The sequence below is a fragment of the Pseudomonas trivialis genome (assembly GCF_036864995.1).
Lineage (GTDB): Bacteria > Pseudomonadota > Gammaproteobacteria > Pseudomonadales > Pseudomonadaceae > Aquipseudomonas > Aquipseudomonas trivialis.
This window is the reverse complement of sequence record NZ_CP142151.1, coordinates 5,015,375-5,033,591: the sequence shown is the minus strand read 5'-3', so window position 1 is coordinate 5,033,591 and position 18,217 is coordinate 5,015,375. Positions and strand designations below refer to the sequence as shown.

General features: G+C 61.5%; 17 protein-coding genes. 4 read left to right on the top strand and 13 right to left on the bottom strand.

Translation table 11 applies throughout. The features are described from left to right. Positions 1 to 70 precede the first annotated feature (70 nt). The 6 genes from betA to VRB54_RS22280 form a co-directional block, all read right to left on the bottom strand. The gene (gene betA / locus VRB54_RS22305) at positions 71 to 1,765 is read right to left on the bottom strand and encodes a choline dehydrogenase (RefSeq protein WP_338478778.1); all 1,695 of its coding nucleotides are present in this window, start codon (positions 1,763 to 1,765) and stop codon (positions 71 to 73) included. Between the two features lie 192 nt (positions 1,766 to 1,957). After that, positions 1,958 to 3,430 (bottom strand): betaine-aldehyde dehydrogenase, encoded by a 1,473-nt coding sequence (gene betB, locus VRB54_RS22300; RefSeq protein ID WP_338478777.1) that lies wholly within the window; start codon positions 3,428 to 3,430, stop codon positions 1,958 to 1,960. A gap of 62 nt (positions 3,431 to 3,492) precedes the next feature. Beyond that, on the bottom strand, positions 3,493 to 4,086 hold the full coding sequence (gene betI, locus VRB54_RS22295) for a transcriptional regulator BetI (protein WP_338478776.1): 594 nt from the start codon (positions 4,084 to 4,086) through the stop codon (positions 3,493 to 3,495). A 229-nt stretch (positions 4,087 to 4,315) separates the two neighbouring features. Further along, a complete protein-coding gene (gene choV / locus VRB54_RS22290; protein ID WP_003234473.1) occupies positions 4,316 to 5,494 on the bottom strand; it encodes a choline ABC transporter ATP-binding protein in 1,179 nt (392 codons plus the stop codon). Beyond that, the gene (gene choW, locus VRB54_RS22285; RefSeq protein ID WP_015373144.1) at positions 5,491 to 6,336 is read right to left on the bottom strand and encodes a choline ABC transporter permease subunit; all 846 of its coding nucleotides are present in this window, start codon (positions 6,334 to 6,336) and stop codon (positions 5,491 to 5,493) included. The genes choV and choW overlap by 4 nt, the downstream gene beginning before the upstream one ends. Positions 6,337 to 6,405: 69 nt before the next feature. Continuing rightward, on the bottom strand, positions 6,406 to 7,353 hold the full coding sequence (locus tag VRB54_RS22280) for a choline ABC transporter substrate-binding protein (protein ID WP_338478775.1): 948 nt from the start codon (positions 7,351 to 7,353) through the stop codon (positions 6,406 to 6,408). Positions 7,354 to 7,768: 415 nt separating this feature from the next. On the opposite strand from VRB54_RS22280, the gene VRB54_RS22275 reads away from it, so the two are divergent. Then, complete coding sequence (locus VRB54_RS22275; RefSeq protein ID WP_338478774.1) at positions 7,769 to 9,145, top strand: L-serine ammonia-lyase; 1,377 nt, start codon at positions 7,769 to 7,771, stop codon at positions 9,143 to 9,145. 499 nt (positions 9,146 to 9,644) lie between these two features. Beyond that, the gene (locus VRB54_RS22270) at positions 9,645 to 10,745 is read left to right on the top strand and encodes a GlxA family transcriptional regulator (RefSeq protein WP_209985736.1); all 1,101 of its coding nucleotides are present in this window, start codon (positions 9,645 to 9,647) and stop codon (positions 10,743 to 10,745) included. A gap of 95 nt (positions 10,746 to 10,840) precedes the next feature. Here VRB54_RS22270 and VRB54_RS22265 read toward each other — a convergent pair whose 3' ends face one another. The 5 genes from VRB54_RS22265 to VRB54_RS22245 form a co-directional block, all read right to left on the bottom strand. After that, positions 10,841 to 11,104 carry a hypothetical protein gene (locus VRB54_RS22265; protein WP_338478773.1) on the bottom strand — a complete coding sequence of 88 codons (264 nt, stop codon included), beginning with the start codon at positions 11,102 to 11,104 and terminating at the stop codon, positions 10,841 to 10,843. A 223-nt stretch (positions 11,105 to 11,327) separates the two neighbouring features. Further along, positions 11,328 to 11,819, bottom strand: coding sequence for a thioesterase family protein (locus tag VRB54_RS22260; RefSeq protein WP_338478772.1), 492 nt, complete (start codon positions 11,817 to 11,819; stop codon positions 11,328 to 11,330). A 13-nt stretch (positions 11,820 to 11,832) separates the two neighbouring features. Then, a complete protein-coding gene (locus VRB54_RS22255; RefSeq protein ID WP_338478771.1) occupies positions 11,833 to 12,798 on the bottom strand; it encodes an L-carnitine dehydrogenase in 966 nt (321 codons plus the stop codon). A 124-nt stretch (positions 12,799 to 12,922) separates the two neighbouring features. Then, the gene (locus VRB54_RS22250; RefSeq protein ID WP_338478770.1) at positions 12,923 to 13,810 is read right to left on the bottom strand and encodes a 3-keto-5-aminohexanoate cleavage protein; all 888 of its coding nucleotides are present in this window, start codon (positions 13,808 to 13,810) and stop codon (positions 12,923 to 12,925) included. Positions 13,811 to 13,883: 73 nt separating this feature from the next. Further along, a complete protein-coding gene (locus VRB54_RS22245) occupies positions 13,884 to 14,822 on the bottom strand; it encodes a choline ABC transporter substrate-binding protein (protein WP_338478769.1) in 939 nt (312 codons plus the stop codon). 192 nt (positions 14,823 to 15,014) lie between these two features. Here VRB54_RS22245 and VRB54_RS22240 point away from each other — a divergent pair, with 192 nt between their 5' ends. Further along, positions 15,015 to 15,959 carry a GlxA family transcriptional regulator gene (locus VRB54_RS22240; RefSeq protein ID WP_338478768.1) on the top strand — a complete coding sequence of 315 codons (945 nt, stop codon included), beginning with the start codon at positions 15,015 to 15,017 and terminating at the stop codon, positions 15,957 to 15,959. Between the two features lie 200 nt (positions 15,960 to 16,159). On the opposite strand, the gene VRB54_RS22235 is transcribed toward VRB54_RS22240, so the two are convergent. Together VRB54_RS22235 and VRB54_RS22230 are read right to left on the bottom strand one after the other, a co-directional pair. Continuing rightward, positions 16,160 to 16,576 (bottom strand): DUF3010 family protein, encoded by a 417-nt coding sequence (locus tag VRB54_RS22235; RefSeq protein WP_338478767.1) that lies wholly within the window; start codon positions 16,574 to 16,576, stop codon positions 16,160 to 16,162. A gap of 40 nt (positions 16,577 to 16,616) precedes the next feature. Next, positions 16,617 to 17,018, bottom strand: a complete 402-nt coding sequence (locus VRB54_RS22230) for a lysozyme inhibitor LprI family protein (RefSeq protein WP_338478766.1) — start codon at positions 17,016 to 17,018, stop codon at positions 16,617 to 16,619. 219 nt (positions 17,019 to 17,237) lie between these two features. Here VRB54_RS22230 and VRB54_RS22225 point away from each other — a divergent pair, with 219 nt between their 5' ends. Further along, positions 17,238 to 18,215: a dipeptidase gene (locus tag VRB54_RS22225; protein WP_014720245.1), complete on the top strand. Its 978-nt coding sequence runs from the start codon at positions 17,238 to 17,240 to the stop codon at positions 18,213 to 18,215. The last annotated feature ends 2 nt before the right edge of the window (positions 18,216 to 18,217 follow it).

Genomic DNA, 18,217 nt, shown 5'->3' with positions numbered 1-18,217 from the left:
GCTCCCAAAGATTTTGGGGCCGCTACGCAGCCCAACGCGGGGCAAGCCCGCTCGCCACAAGGGGTATCAGTTACTGCGCAATCTCACGCAGCGGCTTGCCGCGCACCGGCGCATCGCCCGCCACGTAGTAGTCGGCAGTGCTGCGCGGCAACGGCTGGCGGTTGCGGATCCTGTCGGCAATTTTTTCGGCGATCATGATCGTTGGCGCGTTCAGGTTGCCAGTGGTGATGATCGGCATGATCGACGCATCCACTACACGCAAGCCCTGCATGCCATGCACGCGGCCTTCGCCATCGACCACGGCCATCTCGTCGGTGCCCATCTTGCACGAGCACGAAGGGTGGTAGGCCGTTTCGGCGTGCTCGCGGATGAACGTGTCGAGCTGTTCATCGGTTTGCACCTCGATGCCCGGGCTGATTTCGCGGCCGCGGTAAGGGTCCAGCGCCGGCTGCTGCATGATTTCGCGGGTCAGGCGGATGCCATCGCGGAATTCTTCCCAGTCCTGCTCCGAGGCCATGTAGTTGAAGAGGATGCTCGGGTAGTCCCGTGGATTCTTCGACTTCACCTGCACACGACCACGGCTTGGCGAACGCATGGAGCCCATGTGCGCCTGGAAACCGTGCTCCTGCACACCCTTGCTGCCGTTGTAATTGATCGCCACCGGCAGGAAGTGGTACTGGATGTTCGGCCATTCGAATTCCGGACGCGAGCGGATGAAACCGCCGGCTTCGAACTGGTTGCTGGCGCCGATGCCGGTGCCGTTGAACAGCCACTCGGCACCGATGGCTGGCTGGTTGTACCAGAGCAGCGACGGGTACAGCGACACCGGTTGGGTGCAGGCGTATTGCAGGTACAGCTCAAGGTGGTCCTGCAGGTTTTCGCCGACACCGGGCAGGTCGTGGACCACCGGGATGTCGAGGCTCTCCAGCAGTTTGGCCGGGCCGACGCCGGAGCGTTGCAGCAGTTGCGGCGAAGCAATGGCGCCGCTGCATACCAATACTTCTTTACGTGCACGGGCTTCAACGCGCTCTTCGGCGGCACCGATCAGGTAACGCACGCCCACTGCACGTTTACCTTCGAACAGCACCTTGTCGGTGAGGGCGTGGGTGACGATGGTCAGGGTCGAACGCTTCTTGGCGGTGTCCAGGTAACCGCGCGCGGTGCTGGCGCGACGGCCGTTGGGCGTGACGGTGCGGTCCATCGGGCCGAAGCCTTCCTGCTGGTAGCCGTTCAGGTCTTCGGTACGCGGGTAACCGGCCTGCACGCCGGCTTCCACCATGGAGCTGAACAGCGGGTTATTGCCGGCCTTGGGCGTGGTCACACTGACCGGGCCATCGCCGCCGTGCCAATCGTTCGGGCCGATATCACGGCTTTCGGCCTTGCGGAAGTACGGCAAGCAGTCGAGGTAAGTCCAGTCTTCCAGGCCCGGCAATTTGGCCCAGTTGTCATAGTCCATCGCGTTGCCGCGGATGTAGCACATGCCGTTGATCAGCGAGGAACCGCCCAGGCCCTTGCCGCGACCGCATTCCATCCGGCGCCCGTCCATGTGTGGCTCGGGATCGGTCTCGTAGGCCCAGTTGTAGCGACGGCCCTGTAGCGGGAACGCCAGCGCTGCGGGCATCTGGGTGCGGAAATCAAGACGATAGTCGGGGCCGCCGGCTTCCAGCAGCAGAACGGTGACGCCTTCGTCTTCGGTCAGACGGGTCGCCAGGGTGTTACCGGCGGAGCCGGCACCCACAATGATGTAGTCGTATTCTTGGGACATGAATGTACCCTCGTAAAATTTGGTTCGGCTGCTTTTGCGGCGAGGGGGCTTGCCCCCCGTTCGACTGCGCAGCAGTCGCAAAGTCAGCGCTGGAGTTCTATCTGAAAAAAGAATGTGCCGGGCTGGAATGGGGCTGCTTCGCAGCCCAACGCGGGGCAAGCCCGCTCGCCACAGGGGGCGTTGCCCCCGGTTTTAGAACACCGAGGCGTAGTCGCCCAGCTCAACCTGTACCGATTTGATGCGGGTGAAGTTGTTCAGCGAGCTGATCCCGTTCTCACGGCCCACACCCGACTGCTTGTAGCCGCCCACCGGCATCTTCGCGTCGGACTCGCCCCAGGCGTTGATCCAGCAGATGCCCGCTTCGAGCTGATGAATCACGCGGTGGGCGCGGTTCAGGTCTTTGGTCACAAGGCCCGCAGCCAGGCCGAAGTCGGTGTCGTTGGCGCGGCGGATCACTTCTTCTTCAGTCTCGTAGGTGAGCAGGCTCATCACCGGGCCGAAGATTTCTTCACGCACGATCACCATGTCGTCGGTGCAATCGCTGAACACGGTCGGGGCCACGTAGGCGCCTTTGGACAGGTCGCCTTCGGTCATGCGCTCGCCGCCGCACAGCAGGCGTGCGCCATGCTCTTTGCCCTTGGCGATGTAGCCGAGCACGCTTTCCATGTGGGCGAAGCTGACCAGCGGGCCGAAGTTGGTGTTTTCGTCCTGCGGGTCGCCGACGCGAATACGCGCCACACGCTCAAGGATCTTGGCTTCGAACGCCGCTTGCAGATGCTTGGGCACGAACACGCGGGTGCCGTTGGTGCACACCTGACCGGAGCTGTAGAAGTTGGCCATCATCGCGATGTCGGCTGCGCGGTCCAGGTCGGCGTCTTCGAACACGATCAGCGGCGACTTGCCGCCCAGTTCCATGGTCACTTCCTTGAGCGAGGAGCTGGACGCGCTGGCCATGACTTTCTTGCCGGTGTCGGTGCCGCCGGTGAACGAGACTTTCTCGATGCGCGGGTGCTCGGTGAGCCAGGTGCCGACTTCGCGGCCGCTGCCGGTGAGCACGTTGAACACGCCTGCCGGTACGCCGGCTTCGGTGTAGATCTCGGCCAGTTTCAGGGTGGTCAGCGAGGTGACTTCGCTGGGCTTGAAGATCATCGCGTTGCCGGCGGCCAGGGCCGGTGCGGATTTCCACAGGGCGATCTGGATCGGGTAGTTCCACGCGCCGATACCGGCCACCACGCCCAGCGGCTCGCGGCGGGTGTAGACGAACGAGGTGTCGCGCAGCGGGATCTGCTCGCCTTCGATGGCGGGCACCAGGCCTGCGTAGTATTCCAGCACGTCAGCGCCGGTGACGACGTCGACGAATTGGGTTTCGGAGAAAGCTTTACCGGTGTCCAGGGTTTCCAGGGCAGCCAGCTCATCGTTGCGCTCGCGCAGGATGTCGACGGCGCGACGCAGGATGCGCGAACGCTCCATGGCGGTCATCGCGGCCCAGATCTTCTGGCCTTTTTCGGCGCTGACCACGGCACGCTCGACGTCATCGAAGGTGGCGCGTTGCACGTGGGCGAGAACTTCACCGTTAGCCGGGTTGATGGCTTCAAAGGTGGCATCGCTGCCAGCGTCGCTGTAGCCGCCGTCAATGTAGAGTTTTTGCGTTTCGAAACGGGCCATAAAGTCCTCGCATGTGCATTAATGGGTTGGCGCGTTTGGTGAGTTGAGCGCGTATTGGTGCGCTAGCTCGCCTGCTTGGCCAATTGGAAGTCCATGTATTCGTAAGCGATCCGCTGCGCCTGCGCCGTGTCGAAAGCGTCTCCCGAGAGGGCGCCGCGCAACCACAAACCGTCGATCAGGGCCGCCAGGCCGCGGGCTGCGCTGCGTGCTTCGGGCAGCGGCAGCACCCGGCGGAACTGGCAGCACAGGTTGGAATACAGGCGGTGATCGTTGATCCGCTGCAACCTGTGCAATGACGGGTGGTGCATGCTGGCGGCCCAGAAGGCCAGCCAGGTTTTCATTGCCGGGCCACTGACCTGGCTGGCGTCGAAGTTGCCGCCGATGATCACCTGCAGGTGTGCACGGGGGCTGTCGTCTTCCAACGCCTGTCGACGTTCCTGGACGCGCTCGATCAGCACGTTCATCAGGTAACGCATGGTCGCCGCGATCAGGCCGTTCTTGTCCTGAAAGTAGTGGCTGATGATGCCGTTCGACACACCGGCCAGACGCGCGATCAGCGCAATGCTGGCGTCTGCCATGCCGACCTGGTCGATGGCCGTCAAAGTGGCCTCGATCAATTGCTGGCGGCGTATGGGTTGCATACCGACCTTGGGCATGTTTCACCTCTTCCTTAGGCCGCTGATGGGCCAAATGCGTCCATCGGCTTGAGGGCCAGTCTATTTTGTTTTGATTGAACGTTCAATCAATAAAAATCACAGGCTGGAATCGGCGCAAAAAAATGTGGGAGGGGGCTTGCTCCCGATTGCAGGCTGTCAGCCACATCCTCTGTGGCTGATACACCGCTATCGGGAGCAAGCCCCTCCCACATGTGTTGTGCAGTGTCTGTCAGCCCAGGTTCTTGCCCAACAGCGCGTGGTACAGCTCGCTGTCGCCGAGGATGCCTACCACCTTGTTGTTGTCATGCAACACCAGCTTGTTGCCGGTCTGGTAGCGAATCTGCAACGCATCGCGCATGCCGATATTGGAATCCACCAGCGTCGGCACCCGCTCCAGGCTTTCCACGGCCTGGCCCGGCGCCCAGTTCTGCAGATTCATGACCACGCCGTTCTGCCGCGCGCCCTGGATGGTATTGCCTTCGGCCAGGTCCAGCCACGAATCGCCGCCTGGGTCCAGGCATACCGAGCCGTTGACGCGCGTGCAGTTGTCCAGCGTGCGCATCAGGCTGCGGCCGCACAGCACGTTCAGCGGGTTGGTGTGCGCGACGAAGGTGCGCACGTAGTCATCGGCCGGGTTCAGCACGATCTCTTCGGGCACGCTGTACTGGATGATCTTGCCGTCCTTCATGATCGCGATGCGGCTGCCCAGTTTGAGCGCTTCATCCAGGTCGTGGCTGACGAACACGATGGTCTTGTTCAGCTTGCGCTGCAGTTCCAGCAGTTCATCCTGCAGGCCCTGGCGGATCAGCGGGTCGAGGGCGGAGAAAGGTTCGTCCATCAGCAGGATGTCGGCGTCCATCGCCAGCGCACGGGCCAGGCCCACACGTTGCTGCATGCCGCCCGACAGCTCGTCCGGCTTCTTGTTGCGCCATTGCGTCAGGCCCACCAGCTCGAGTTTTTCATCCACCAGCTTGCGTCGTTCTTTCTCCGGGCGACCCTGCATTTCCAGACCGAAGCTGATGTTTTCGCGCACCGTCAGCCAGGGCATCAGGGCGAACTTCTGGAACACCATGGCAATGCGCTGAGTGCGCATCATCTTAAGCTCGGCGGGTGTGCACGAAGCGATGTCGATCTGGCGGCCTTCATGCTCGACGAACAACTGGCCGCGGCTCACGGTGTTGAGGCCGTTGATGCAGCGCAGCAGGCTCGACTTGCCGGAGCCCGACAGGCCCATCAGCACGCAGATTTCGCCCTTTTGAATATCCAGGCTGGCGTTTTCCACGCCGACGATCTGCCCGGTCTTTTTCAGGATCTCGTTACGGCTCATGCCCTGGTCCAGCAGCTTGAGCGCTTCGCGTGGGTCTTTGGAGAAGATCACGTCGACCTTGTCGAATCGGATAATGCTCATGCATCACCCCCTGCTTTGGCTTCGGGTTGTTTGCAGATGCGGTCGAGCATGATGGCCAGCAACACGATCGCCAGGCCCGCTTCAAAGCCCAGGGCGATATCGGCGGTGTTCAGTGCGTTGACCACCGGTTTGCCGAGGCCGTCGGCGCCCACCAGCGCGGCGATCACCACCATCGACAACGACAGCATGATGCATTGGGTAATACCGGCGGCAATGCTCGGCATCGCGTGGGGCAGTTCAATGCGCGAGAGCAACTGACGGCGCGAGCAGCCGAAGGCCTTGCCGGCGTCCATCAACTCTTGCGGTACATCGCGGATGCCCAGGTAGGTCAGCCGGATGGGCGCGGCAATCGCGAACACCACCGTGGAGATCAGGCCAGGCACCACACCCAGCCCGAAGAGGGTCAGGGTAGGGATGAGGTAGACGAAAGTCGGTACGGTCTGCATCAGATCGAGTACCGGCCGCATCATGGTGTAGAACATCGGCTTGTGCGCGGCAACAATGCCCAGCGGCACGCCGATGACCACGCAGACCAGGGTGGCGAACAGCACCTGCGCGAGGGTTTCCATGGTTTCCTGCCAGTACCCCAGGTTGAGGATCAGCAGGAAGGAGACGATGACAAAGACAGTCAATCCCCATTTGCGTTGAATGAAGTGAGCCAGCAGCGCAATCAGACCGATCAATGCCAGTGGATTGAACCAGGTCAGCGCGAACGTCACGCCGTGGATCATCGTTTCCAGTGTCGATGCGATTGCGTCGAAGTAGTTGGCACCGTGTTCGGTCAACCATTCGACGAAGGCAGCGATGTACTGGCCTAGTGGGATTTTCTGTTCAGTCAGCATGGTAGTGAATGTCCACATGCGAAGGGGAAAACATCCCGGGCCAGCGCACCGGCCCGGGGTCAGCGGGGGTTATTTGGCGAGGTAAGCTTTAACAGCGTCGAGCCCGGGTTTGCCATCAACGGTAGTGACACCGGCGAGCCAGGTATCGAGGACTTGCGGGTTGGCTTTCAGCCAGGCCTTGGCGGCGGCGTCGGGCTTCTGTTTGTCGTCCAGAATCTTGCCCATCAGGGTGCTTTCCATGTCGAGGCTGAACACCAGATTTTTCAGCAACTGGCCCACGTTGCTGCACTCCTGGGTGTAGCCCTTGCGGGTGTTGGTGTAGATGGTGACCTGGCCGTAGTTGGGGCCGAATGAATCATCACCCCCGGTCAGGTATTTCATCTTGAAGCGGGTGTTCATCGGGTGCGGTTCCCAGCCAAGGAACACGATGGCCTTGTCGCGCCGGGCAGCGCGCTCCACCTGCGAAAGCATCCCGGCTTCGCTGGACTCGACGACTTTGAAACCGGCGGTCTTGAGGCCGAAGGCGTCTTTGTCGATCAAGGTCTGGATGGTGCGGTTGCCGTCATTGCCAGGCTCGATGCCGTAGATCTTGCCGTCCAGCTCGTCCTTGAATTTGGCGATATCGGCGAAGTCTTTCAGGCCCTTGTTGTACAGCGCTTCCGGCACGGCCAGGGTGTACTTGGCGTTCTCCAGGTTGGCGCGTACGGTTTCCACGGTGCCGGCATCACGGTACTGCTTGATGTCGTTTTCCATGGTCGGCATCCAGTTGCCGAGGAAGATGTCCATGTTCTTGCCGTCGGCCAGCGACTTGTAGGTCACAGGTACCGAAATCATCGTGGTGCGCGGCTTGTAGCCCAGGCCTTTGAGGATTTCGCTGGTGGTCGCGGTGGTGACGGTAATGTCGGTCCAGCCGACATCGGAGAAGTTGACGGTCTTGCACTGTTCCGGTTCTGCAGCGTGAGTCATGACGGGCAGACTCAGCATGGCGGCCAACAACAACGAGGGTGAAGCTTTCATAGGGCTAGACTCCTGTGTTTTTTCTGGCGGCAATCGCCGCGCTTTATATGTGTTGCGGTTGGAGCGTGCGATGCAGCTCTGGCACGGTGCCTTGCAAACGAGTCGGGACTGATCATGTACCAGTGAAAATCTGACGCCTACAGGGGGCGTCGTATCCAGTACAGGGAGGGTCGTATCCAGTATTGGTGACGTCGCTTACAGATTTTTCCCAAGGCAAAACCGCAGTTTTCAGCCTTGCGCACCGCAAAAAGCGGCCAAAACAGGCGATTGCACGCAGGCGACGCTGGTGAGCATGGTTGCGTCGGTGTGAGACGCCGTGACGGCCGACAAAAGCCTGATGATGCCGCCATCTGGGCGATCTGAGCGTAGCAGCTCCCGGGTGTCCGATTTGTGTCCACCGAGGAGTTTCACGTTTATGGCTATCAGTGTTTTCGACCTGTTCAAGATCGGCATCGGGCCTTCGAGTTCTCACACCGTCGGCCCCATGCGCGCCGCGGCGTTGTTCGTTCAGACACTGCGTGAACGTGACCTGTTGGAACAGGTTTGCCGCGTCGAAGTTCAGCTGTACGGGTCATTGTCGGCCACCGGCATCGGTCATGGCAGCGACACTGCCACCGTCATGGGCCTGATGGGCGAGTGGCCGGACGCCATTGATCCATCGCAGATCGGCATCCGCATCAGCACCCTGCGCGAAACCGACACGCTGCTGCTCGACGGGCGTTTGCCGGTGCCCTTCGTGTGGGCGCGGGACATGCGCCTGCTCGACGAAAACCTGCCGTTTCACCCCAACGCCATGACCCTTGTGGTGTTTGACCAACACGGCGAATTGCACCGCGACACCTACTACTCGGTGGGTGGCGGTTTTGTGGTGGATGAGGCCCAGGCGCAAAGCGGCGTGGCCGACATGGACCGCACCGAGCTGCCCTATGATTTTTCCAGCGCGGCCGAGTTGTTGCAGTTGTGCAAGACCCACAACCTGCGCGTCGCCGAACTGATGCTGGCCAACGAAAAAGTGTGGCGCTCCGAAGAGGAAATCCGCAGCGGCCTGATGAAGCTCTGGCGCGCCATGCAGGATTGCGTGGAGCAGGGCCTCAAGCATGAAGGCATCCTGCCTGGCGGGCTGAATGTGCGGCGCCGTGCGGCCAGGCTGCACCGCAGCCTGCAAGAGCTGGGCAAACCGAATGTGATCGGCTCGACCCTGAGCGCCATGGAGTGGGTCAACCTGTTCGCTCTGGCGGTCAACGAAGAGAACGCCGCCGGCGGGCGTATGGTCACCGCGCCCACCAACGGCGCGGCAGGGATCATTCCGGCGGTGCTGCACTACTTCATGAAATTCAGCGAAGACGTCACCGAAGCCAACGTGGTCGACTACATGCTCGGCGCTGCGGCGGTGGGGATTCTGTGCAAGAAGAACGCGTCGATCTCCGGCGCCGAAGTCGGCTGCCAGGGCGAGGTGGGTTCTGCGTGCGCCATGGCCGCCGCCGGGCTGGCGGAGATTCTTGGTGCGACCCCGGAGCAACTGTGCAACGCCGCCGAAATCGGCCTGGAGCACAACCTCGGCCTCACCTGCGATCCGGTGGGCGGGCTGGTGCAAGTACCGTGCATCGAGCGCAATGCGATTGCCGCGGTGAAAGCGATCAATGCCGCGCAAATGGCCCTGCGTGGCGATGGGCAGCACTTTATCTCCCTGGACCGGGTGATCCGCACCATGCGCGATACCGGCGCGGACATGCATGACAAGTACAAGGAAACGTCGCGCGGTGGCTTGGCGGTCAGCGCGGTTGAGTGCTGAGACCGAGTTGCCTGCATCGGGAGCAAGCCCCTTCCTACATTTTGAATTGTGAATACCTTCAAATGTGGGAGGGGGCTTGCCTGCGATAGCGGTGGTTCAAACAAAGCTGCTCATAAAGTGAACACCCGAACCCAAAAGCGCCACCTTTTAGCGCGTCGCAAATAGATAAGTAGCTAGCGAACGACTTCCCCCGCCATCACCCGTCACCTGCGCATGGGGTGACAGACTACTCCTACGCCCGCAAAGCGCCTTCCCACAAGTGCTACCGATCTGCTCACCCCTTTTAAACGAGCGCCTTTTTCGGCCCTATCCCGTACTTCCTGCGTGGGCTTATATAGACGCGTCAACAGGTCGTTTTCAGGATTTATTGAATAGGCATTCAAATTCAGGCACGGCATTTGCTCTATCAATTCAAAGCCTCTCTTCTTTATGGATGAAGAGCGCAATAACAAGAGCCTCGCCTGAGGCCATCAACTGCTTTGTGTGAGGAGATACCGCGATGACGTCGTTCAACTCAGGGGCCCAACCCCAGAACCGTGCGCCTCAATCCATCGGCTTTTTGCTGCTGGACAATTTCACGCTGATTTCCCTGGCGTCGGCGGTGGAACCGCTGCGCATGGCCAATCAGCTGTCCGGTCGCGAACTGTATCGCTGGACTACCCTGAGTGCCGACGGCAGCCAGGTGTGGGCCAGCGACGGTCTGCAAATCACGCCCGATGCCTCCATGCACAAGGCCCCGGCCCTGGACACCGTCATTGTGTGCGGCGGCGTGGGCATCCAGCGCACCGTGACCCGTGAGCACGTGTCGTGGCTGCAGAGCCAGGCGCGCCAGTCGCGCCGCCTGGGTGCGGTGTGCACCGGCAGTTGGGCGCTGGCCTGTGCCGGTTTGCTCGACGGGTTCGATTGCAGCGTGCACTGGGAATGCCTGGCGTCGATGCAGGAAGCCTTCCCGCGCGTGGCCATGAGCACGCGGCTGTTCACCCTGGACCGCAACCGCTTCACCAGCTCCGGCGGCACCGCGCCGCTGGACATGATGCTGCACCTGATCAGCCGCGACCACGGCCGTGAATTGTCGGCGGCCATCTCCGAGATGTTCGTCTACGAACGCATCCGCAACGAACAGGATCACCAGCGTGTGCCACTCAAGCACATGCTCGGCACCAACCAGCCGAAGCTGCAGGAAATCGTCGCGCTGATGGAAGCCAACCTCGAAGAGCCGATCGACCTGGATGAACTGGCGGTGTACGTCGCTGTATCGCGGCGCCAACTGGAGCGGCTGTTCCAGAAATACCTGCACTGCTCGCCGTCGCGCTATTACCTCAAGCTGCGCCTGATCCGTGCCCGGCAGTTGCTCAAGCAAACGCCGATGTCGATCATCGAAGTGGCATCGGTGTGCGGGTTCGTGTCCACGCCGCACTTTTCCAAGTGCTACCGCGAATACTTCGGCATTCCGCCACGCGATGAACGCGTCGGCTCCAACACCACCCAGCAGGTGGCGATGCTGCCGATTCCGCAGGCGCTGTTGTCGCCGTTATCGGGGCCGATGTCGGCGTTGAGCCAGGCGCGCAATGAGTCGACGTTTGCCAGTGTAAGGCTGTAGACCGCGTCGCCTGTATCGGGAGCAAGCCCCCTCCCACATTTGAAGGTATTCACAATTCAAAATGTGGGAGGGGGCTTGCTCCCGATAGCGCCCTGTCAGGCGCCGGAATTCTGTTTGAACTGCATCAATGCCGGCAGCAACTGCCTGTCAATCGCCTGCCTCACCGCCGGCAGGATCGTCGCACTGCCGCCATACATCTGCTCGACCATACCCTTGAGCGCCTTCGCCCGCGCTTCACTCAACCCGCGCACCGCACACTCGCAGGCCTGCTCGGCGCTGGCGCCGCTGGACACTTCGAAACCCAGCGAGCGCAGTTGGCTCAGCAGGTCATCCTGGTCAATCAAATCCGCGTGCATCATGACGTTTACCCTGGTTAACGGAGCTGGATTGACTCGGATTCTGGTAGGCCCCCGACCGGTCGGCAAGGGCAGAATGCCCGAATGCCTCGAATGGCTATGAGCGTGTCGTTTTGGGGTCAGGTGCCGAGCGCATGAACCGGCACACTGCACCCAGGCAAGCAGCTTGACGGTTTGGTCACCCTCGGGATGCATGGCTCACACAAGCACCTCTGCCCCGATCCCGTCACGGCTGGATCGGGGCTTTTTTTGTCGGCAAACCGATCACCCGGCCCAGCAGGGCAGGCCTGGGAAGATCCTTCTGCCCGGCGCTGAGGGCCATGAGTCTTGCCAGTGTGGCCTCGCTGAACGGCGTTGCGTGCGGGCCGGCCAGGTCGACGTGCAGCAACATCTGTTCGTTGCCGGCCAGTGCTTTTTCCTCTCCAGCCAGATGCAGGCTGTGATAGAGGTGCAGGCGCTTGGCATCAAAGGCGATCAGTTGGGTGTGCACCTGCACTTCGGCGCCGAGTTTGACTTCGTGCAGGTAGTTCAGGTGCAACTCCAGGGTGAACAACGAGTGGCCGCTGGCTTCGCGGTTGTCGCTGTCCAGGCCCAGGGTGTCCATCAGCGCGTCGGTGGCGTAGCTGAAAATCAGCAGATAGAACGCATCGCGCAGATGACCGTTGTAGTCCACCCAGGCGGGCTGGATTTTGGTGGTGTAGGTGATCAATGCGGGCATGGAAAGTGGTCCTTTATTCGGCGAAGCTCATACCGTGTTTTGCCTTGGTGCTCTTCACCGCTTCAAGCACTGCCAGCAGGCAATCATCACGATAGCGCTCCAGCGCCGAAATGCTGTGTTTGCCCAACTGATCGCGGGTGCCATCGACCACATCGTCGATCAGCTTGTCGGTCAATTCCGGTGCGGGCAGGTAAGTCCACGGCAACTGCAACGCCGGACCGAACTGTGCCATGAAGTGCCGCATACCGGCATCGCCGCCCGCCAGGGTGTAGGTGAGGAAAGTGCCCATGAACGACCAGCGCAACCCGGCGCCAAAGCGAATCGCATCGTCGATCTCACCGGTGGTGGCCACGCCGTCATTCACCAGGTGCAGCGCCTCGCGCCACAACGCTTCGAGCAGGCGGTCAGCGATAAATCCCGGGACTTCCTTGCGCACATGCAGCGGGCGCATGCCGAGGGATTCGTACACCTTGATTGCCGCCTGGATGGCCTCGGGCGCAGTGTGCCGGCCGCCCACCACTTCCACCAGCGGCAGCAGATACACCGGGTTGAACGGGTGCCCGACCACGCAACGCTCCGGGTGGGTCGAGCCCTCGTAGAACTCACTCGGCAACAGGCCGGAGGTGCTGGAGCCTATCAAGGCATCGGGCTTGGCTGCTGCGCTGATCTTGCTGTGCAGTTCCAGTTTCAGCTCCAGGCGTTCAGGGGCGCTTTCCTGGATGAAGTCGGCGTCTTTCACGCACTCCTCAATGGTTGGCACAAAGCGCAGGCGATCCTGTGATGCGCCCGGTGCCAGGCCCTGTTTCTCCAGTGCGCCCCAGGCATTGGCGACGCGTTTGCGCAGGGCGGCTTCCGCACCGGGCGCCGGGTCCCAGGCCACCACATCCAGGCCGTGGGCCAGGGCGCGGGACACCCAGCCGCTGCCGATAACACCGCTGCCGAGGGCGGCGAAGGTTTTGATTTCAGTGATAAAGCTCATGGAGACATTCCTAAAGAGTTCGGTGATCCCTTGTGGGAGGGGGCTTGCTCCCGATGGCGATGTGTCAGTTGATGGATTTATTGGCTGACACACCGCTATCGGGAGCAAGCCCCTCCCACCTTCTTTAACCGCGTTTGGTCAGACCCATCTTGATTCGGCCTTCGGCGGGGGTCATGACCCGCGCACCCAGGCGGCTGAGGATCTCGCTGGCGCGCTCCACCAACTGGCCATTGGTAGCAAGCACACCCTTGTCCAGCCACAGATTGTCTTCCAGTCCCACCCGCACGTTGCCGCCCAGCAGCACCGCCTGCGCCGCCATCGGCATCTGCATGCGGCCGATGCCGAAGCCGGCCCACACCGCGTCGGTCGGCAGGTTGTCGACCATGGCTTTCATGGTGGTGGTGTCGGCCGGCGCGCCCCAGGGAATGCCCAGGCACAGCTGAAACAGCGGTTTATCCAGCAGGCCTTCCTTGATCATCTGCCTGGCGAACCAGAGGTGGCCGGTGTCGAAAATTTCCAGCTCGGCTTTTACGCCCAGTTCCTGGATGCGTTTGGCGCCGGCCCGCAATTGCGCTGGGGTGGACACGTAAATGGTGTCGCCGTCGCCGAAATTGAGGGTGCCGCAATCCAGGGTGCAGATCTCCGGCAACAGTTCTTCGACGTGGGCCAGGCGGGTCAGCGGGCCGACCAGGTCGGTGTTGGGGCCGAACTCCATGGGGTGTTCGCCGCCGCCAATCTCCAGGTCGCCGCCCATGCCGGCGGTGAGGTTGACGATGATGTCGATGTCGGCTTCGCGAATGCGCTCCATCACTTCGCGGTACAGCGCCACGTCGCGGCTGAACTTGCCGGTCTCTGGATCACGTACGTGGCAGTGCACCACCGTGGCGCCGGCCTTGGCGGCCTCTACGGCAGCGGCGGCGATCTGTTTGGGGGTGACCGGCACGTGGGGGCTGCGGCTGGTCGTGTCGCCAGCACCGGTGAGTGCGCAGGTGATGATGACGTCGTGATTCATGGGGCGGTTCCTTACAGGCGTGGTGGTGCCGCTCGCGGTCGAAAGCGACCGCGAAACGGTGATTGAAAACGGGTTATTTACCGGTCAGTTGCAGGTTGGCTGCCGCCGGTTTGCCGTCGAAGGTGGTCACGCCTTCCAGCCAGCGCGCCTGGTCCTGCGGGTGGTCCTTGAGCCACTGCCGGGCGGATTCCAGGGCGTCCTTGTGATCCAGCAGCGGCTGCATCATCCGACTCTCGTCGGCGGCAGTGAAGGTCAGATTGGTCAGCAGCTTGTGCACGTTGGGACACTGTTGGGCGTAGGTGGGCGAGGTGACGGTCCACACGCTTGCCATGCCCTCGTTCGGTCCCAGGGCGTCTTCGCTGCCGCTGAGGTAGGTCATCGCAATGTTGACGTTCATCGGGTGCGGCGCCCAGCCGAAGAACACCACGGCTTCCTTGCGGCGCACGGCGCGGTCGACGGCGGCGAGCATGCCGGCTTCACTGGATTCCACCAGCTGGAATTTGCCGAGGCCGAACTGGTTCTTGGCGATCATCGCCTTGATCTGCGTGTTGGCGCCTGAACCCGGCTCGATGCCGTAGAGCTTGCCGCCCAGCTCCTTGTCGAACCTGGCGATGTCGGCGAAGGTTTTCAGGCCCTTGTCGGCCAGGTAAGTCGGCACGGCGAGGGTGGCGCGGGCGTCTTCCAGGCTCGGCTTGTCGAGGACTTTGACTTGCCTGGCTTCGACGAACGGCGTGATGGTCTGGGTCATCAGCGGGTTCCAGTAGCCCAGGAACAGGTCCAGGCGCCGGTCGCGGATGCCGGCGAAGATAATCTGCTGGGAGGCGCTGGTCTGCTTGGTGGTGTAGCCAAGGCCATCGAGCAGGACCTGGGTCATGGCGCTGGTGGCGATGACGTCGGTCCAGTTCACCACGCCCATGCGCACGTTCTGGCAGGACGCTGCGTCGGCCGCGAACACGTGTGTACTCAAGAGGGCGCTCAGGGCGAGCGCATAGCGGCTGATCTGTCGTTTCATGGTAGGGGCCTCGGCAGCTCGTTATTGTGGGGTTCGGCGTCTTTGTGCACCGTGACGCCACGTTACGGATCTTCGTCGAGCACAAAACGCACAGCGGCGACCGGCGCTTGCACTGCAGCGACCTGCCCCCTTGAATCCGCCCGGCAACGGGAGTATCACAGTGCCACTTAGCCTGCCGACGAGAGCGCCACCATGTCCCAGGATTTCTACTTTTTGCTGATGCCGGGCTTCTCCGCCATTGGCTTCATCTCTGCGCTGGAACCGCTGCGAGTGGCCAACCGCTTTCGCGGCGAGCTGTACCGCTGGCACATACTGAGCGCCGACGGCGGTGCGGTGCTGGCGAGCAACGGCATGTCGGTCAACGCCGACGCCGCGCTGGAACCGCTGAACAAAGGCGCGACGCTGTTGGTGGTGACCGGCTTCGAACCGCTGCAGTTCGCAACACCTGCCCTGCAGCACTGGCTGCGCCGCCTCGACCATGACGGCGTAACCCTGGGCGCCATCGACACCGGCGCCTGCGTGCTGGCCGAAGCCGGCCTGCTCGACGGCCACCGCCTGACCCTGCACTGGGAAGCCGTCGATGCCTTCAAGGAGTCGTATCCGCACCTGAGCGTGACTCAGGAACTGTTCGAAATCGACCGCCGCCGCATCACCTGCGCCGGCGGCACCGCCTCCATCGACCTGATGCTCGACCTGATCGCTCAGGCCCACGGCCCCGACCTGGCGATCCAGGTCTCCGAACAGTTCGTGCTCGGCCGCATCCGCCCGCGCAAAGACCACCAGCGCATGCAGATCGCCACGCGCTACGGCATCAACAACAAGAAGCTGGTGCAGGTGATCGGCGAGATGGAGCAACACACCGAACCGCCGTTGAGCACACTGGCCCTGGCCGAAGCGATCAAGGTCACCCGGCGCCAGTTGGAGCGGCTGTTCCGCTTGCACCTGAACGACACGCCAAGCAACTTCTACCTTGGCCTGCGCCTGGAAAAAGCCCGGCAGCTGTTGCGCCAAAGCGGCATGAGCGTGCTGGAGGTGAGCATTGCGTGCGGGTTTGAGTCGCCGTCGTATTTCACCCGCAGCTATAGAGCGCGGTTTGCCAAGTGCCCGAGGGAGGATCGGCGACGGGAGGTGGTTTGATCAATTTATAACCAACTATGGCTGTGTCCATCATTAGGTATAAATCGCTTTCCACAGGATTGGTGAAGAGCGCAGAGGGTGACAAAAATCAAAATGTGGGAGGGGGCTTGCTCCCGATGACGGTACATCAGCGAGTGGATTGTTGACTGACCTGCCGCCATCGGGAGCAAGCCCCCTCCCACAGTAGATTCTGGTGTGGCTTATTTTTTCAGCAATGCCGAACACGCCGCCTTGTAAGCCTCATGCTGATACTTGTTCAGTGTCGCCGGCAGGTCAAAGTTGTGCTTCTTGTTCTGCGCATTGATGGTCTGGGGCGACAGCAGCGTCACCTCAACCCCATCCAGCAACTGAAACACCCCTTCAATCTTGAACGTGGTCGGGCCACCGGCAAACTCGCCTTTTTTACTGCGCTTTTTGATCGCGATGCGGGTGACGACGTTGGCCTGCACAAAGGCTCTCACCTGCGCGGCAAAGGCTTTGACATTGGCGGCTTCATCGTCATCGTCGAGGGCGATTTTCTTGGTGGACAGGGCCACATGGGTCAGCGTCTGGTTATCCAGTGAGGCCACCGCGATGATGGCTTCGCTGCCTTTGATTTCGATGCCGCAAATAGTCATGAATAGCCCTGGATAAGATCAAGTTGGCGCAGATTGTCGCTTATTCCTGCCCAATCGACTCCAAAAACTCCGACCGTTCATCACTCATCCGCGCCAGGCAATCATTCTGCGCAATTGCATACGCCTTGCTGCCGGTCACCGCCGGGAAGGTGTCCACGGCGCAGTCGGCGTCGCGCAGTTTTTCCCATTTTTGCTGGGCGTCCTTCAGACGGGCGGTAATGTCGGCCAGTTTGGTCTTGTCGCTGCCGTAGGTCGAACCCATGCGCTCGAGCAGGCCCTGATAGTTGTCCTTGAGCAATTGCTCGGCGGTGGTCTTGTTGTAGGTGGCGCAGGCCAGGGTCTGCTGGTCGTTTTCGATGCCGTCGCACGGCGTGCTGTCGGTGTCTTCGGCGGCGTGGACGCCGGTTGCGATGAGTGCCAAAGCCAGGAAAATCGATTTCATTGCGCCGTCTCATATCAGGTGATGGCCGAATTCTGGCTCAAGCGTAAGACAAAGAACAGCCGCCAGTCAGGCCTGTCTGTGCAGCCTTTGTCGCGGATTGACGCTTTCGGCAATTCCCCTGTCGTTTTTGCACCCGGTCCGTTCAGCCCCGGGGCATATGCTGGCCCCAAAGCGCCGGCAGACGATTCGGCGCATGAATCGCCAATAAGGGGACGCCTGATGAGCCCAGCCGAGTTGCACGCCGACAGCATCGTTATCGACGGTCTGATTATTGCCAAGTGGAACCGCGACCTGTTCGAAGACATGCGCAAAGGTGGCCTCACTGCCGCCAACTGCACGGTGTCGGTGTGGGAAGGCTTCCAGGCCACGATCAACAACATCGTTGCCAGCCAGACCCTGATCCGTGAGAACAGCGACCTGGTGATCCCGGTAAAAACCACCGCCGACATCCGTCGCGCGAAAGAGCAGGGCAAGACCGGCATCATCTTCGGCTTCCAGAATGCCCACGCCTTTGAAGACCAGTTGGGCTATGTCGAGATCTTCAAGCAGCTCGGCGTGGGGGTGGTGCAGATGTGCTACAACACCCAGAACCTGGTCGGCACCGGCTGCTACGAGCGCGACGGCGGCCTGTCCGGCTTTGGCCGTGAGATCGTCGGCGAGATGAACCGCGTCGGCATCATGTGTGACCTGTCCCACGTCGGCTCCAAGACCAGCGAAGAAGTCATCCTCGAATCGAAAAAGCCGGTGTGCTACTCCCATTGCCTGCCGTCCGGCCTCAAAGAGCACCCGCGCAACAAGTCCGATGAAGAGCTCAAGTTCATTGCCGACCATGGTGGTTTTGTCGGCGTGACCATGTTCGCGCCATTCCTGGCCAAGGGCATCGATTCGACCATCGACGACTACGCCGAAGCCATCGAATACACCATGAACATCGTCGGCGAAGACGCCATCGGCATCGGCACCGACTTCACCCAGGGCCATGGCCAGGATTTCTTCGAAATGCTGACCCATGACAAGGGCTACGCCCGCCGCCTGACCAGCTTCGGCAAGATCATCAACCCGCTGGGCATCCGCACCGTGGGCGAATTCCCCAACCTCACCGAGACCCTGCTCAAGCGCGGCCACAGCGAACGCGTGGTGCGCAAGATCATGGGCGAGAACTGGGTCAACGTCTTGAAGGACGTCTGGGGCGAATAAGC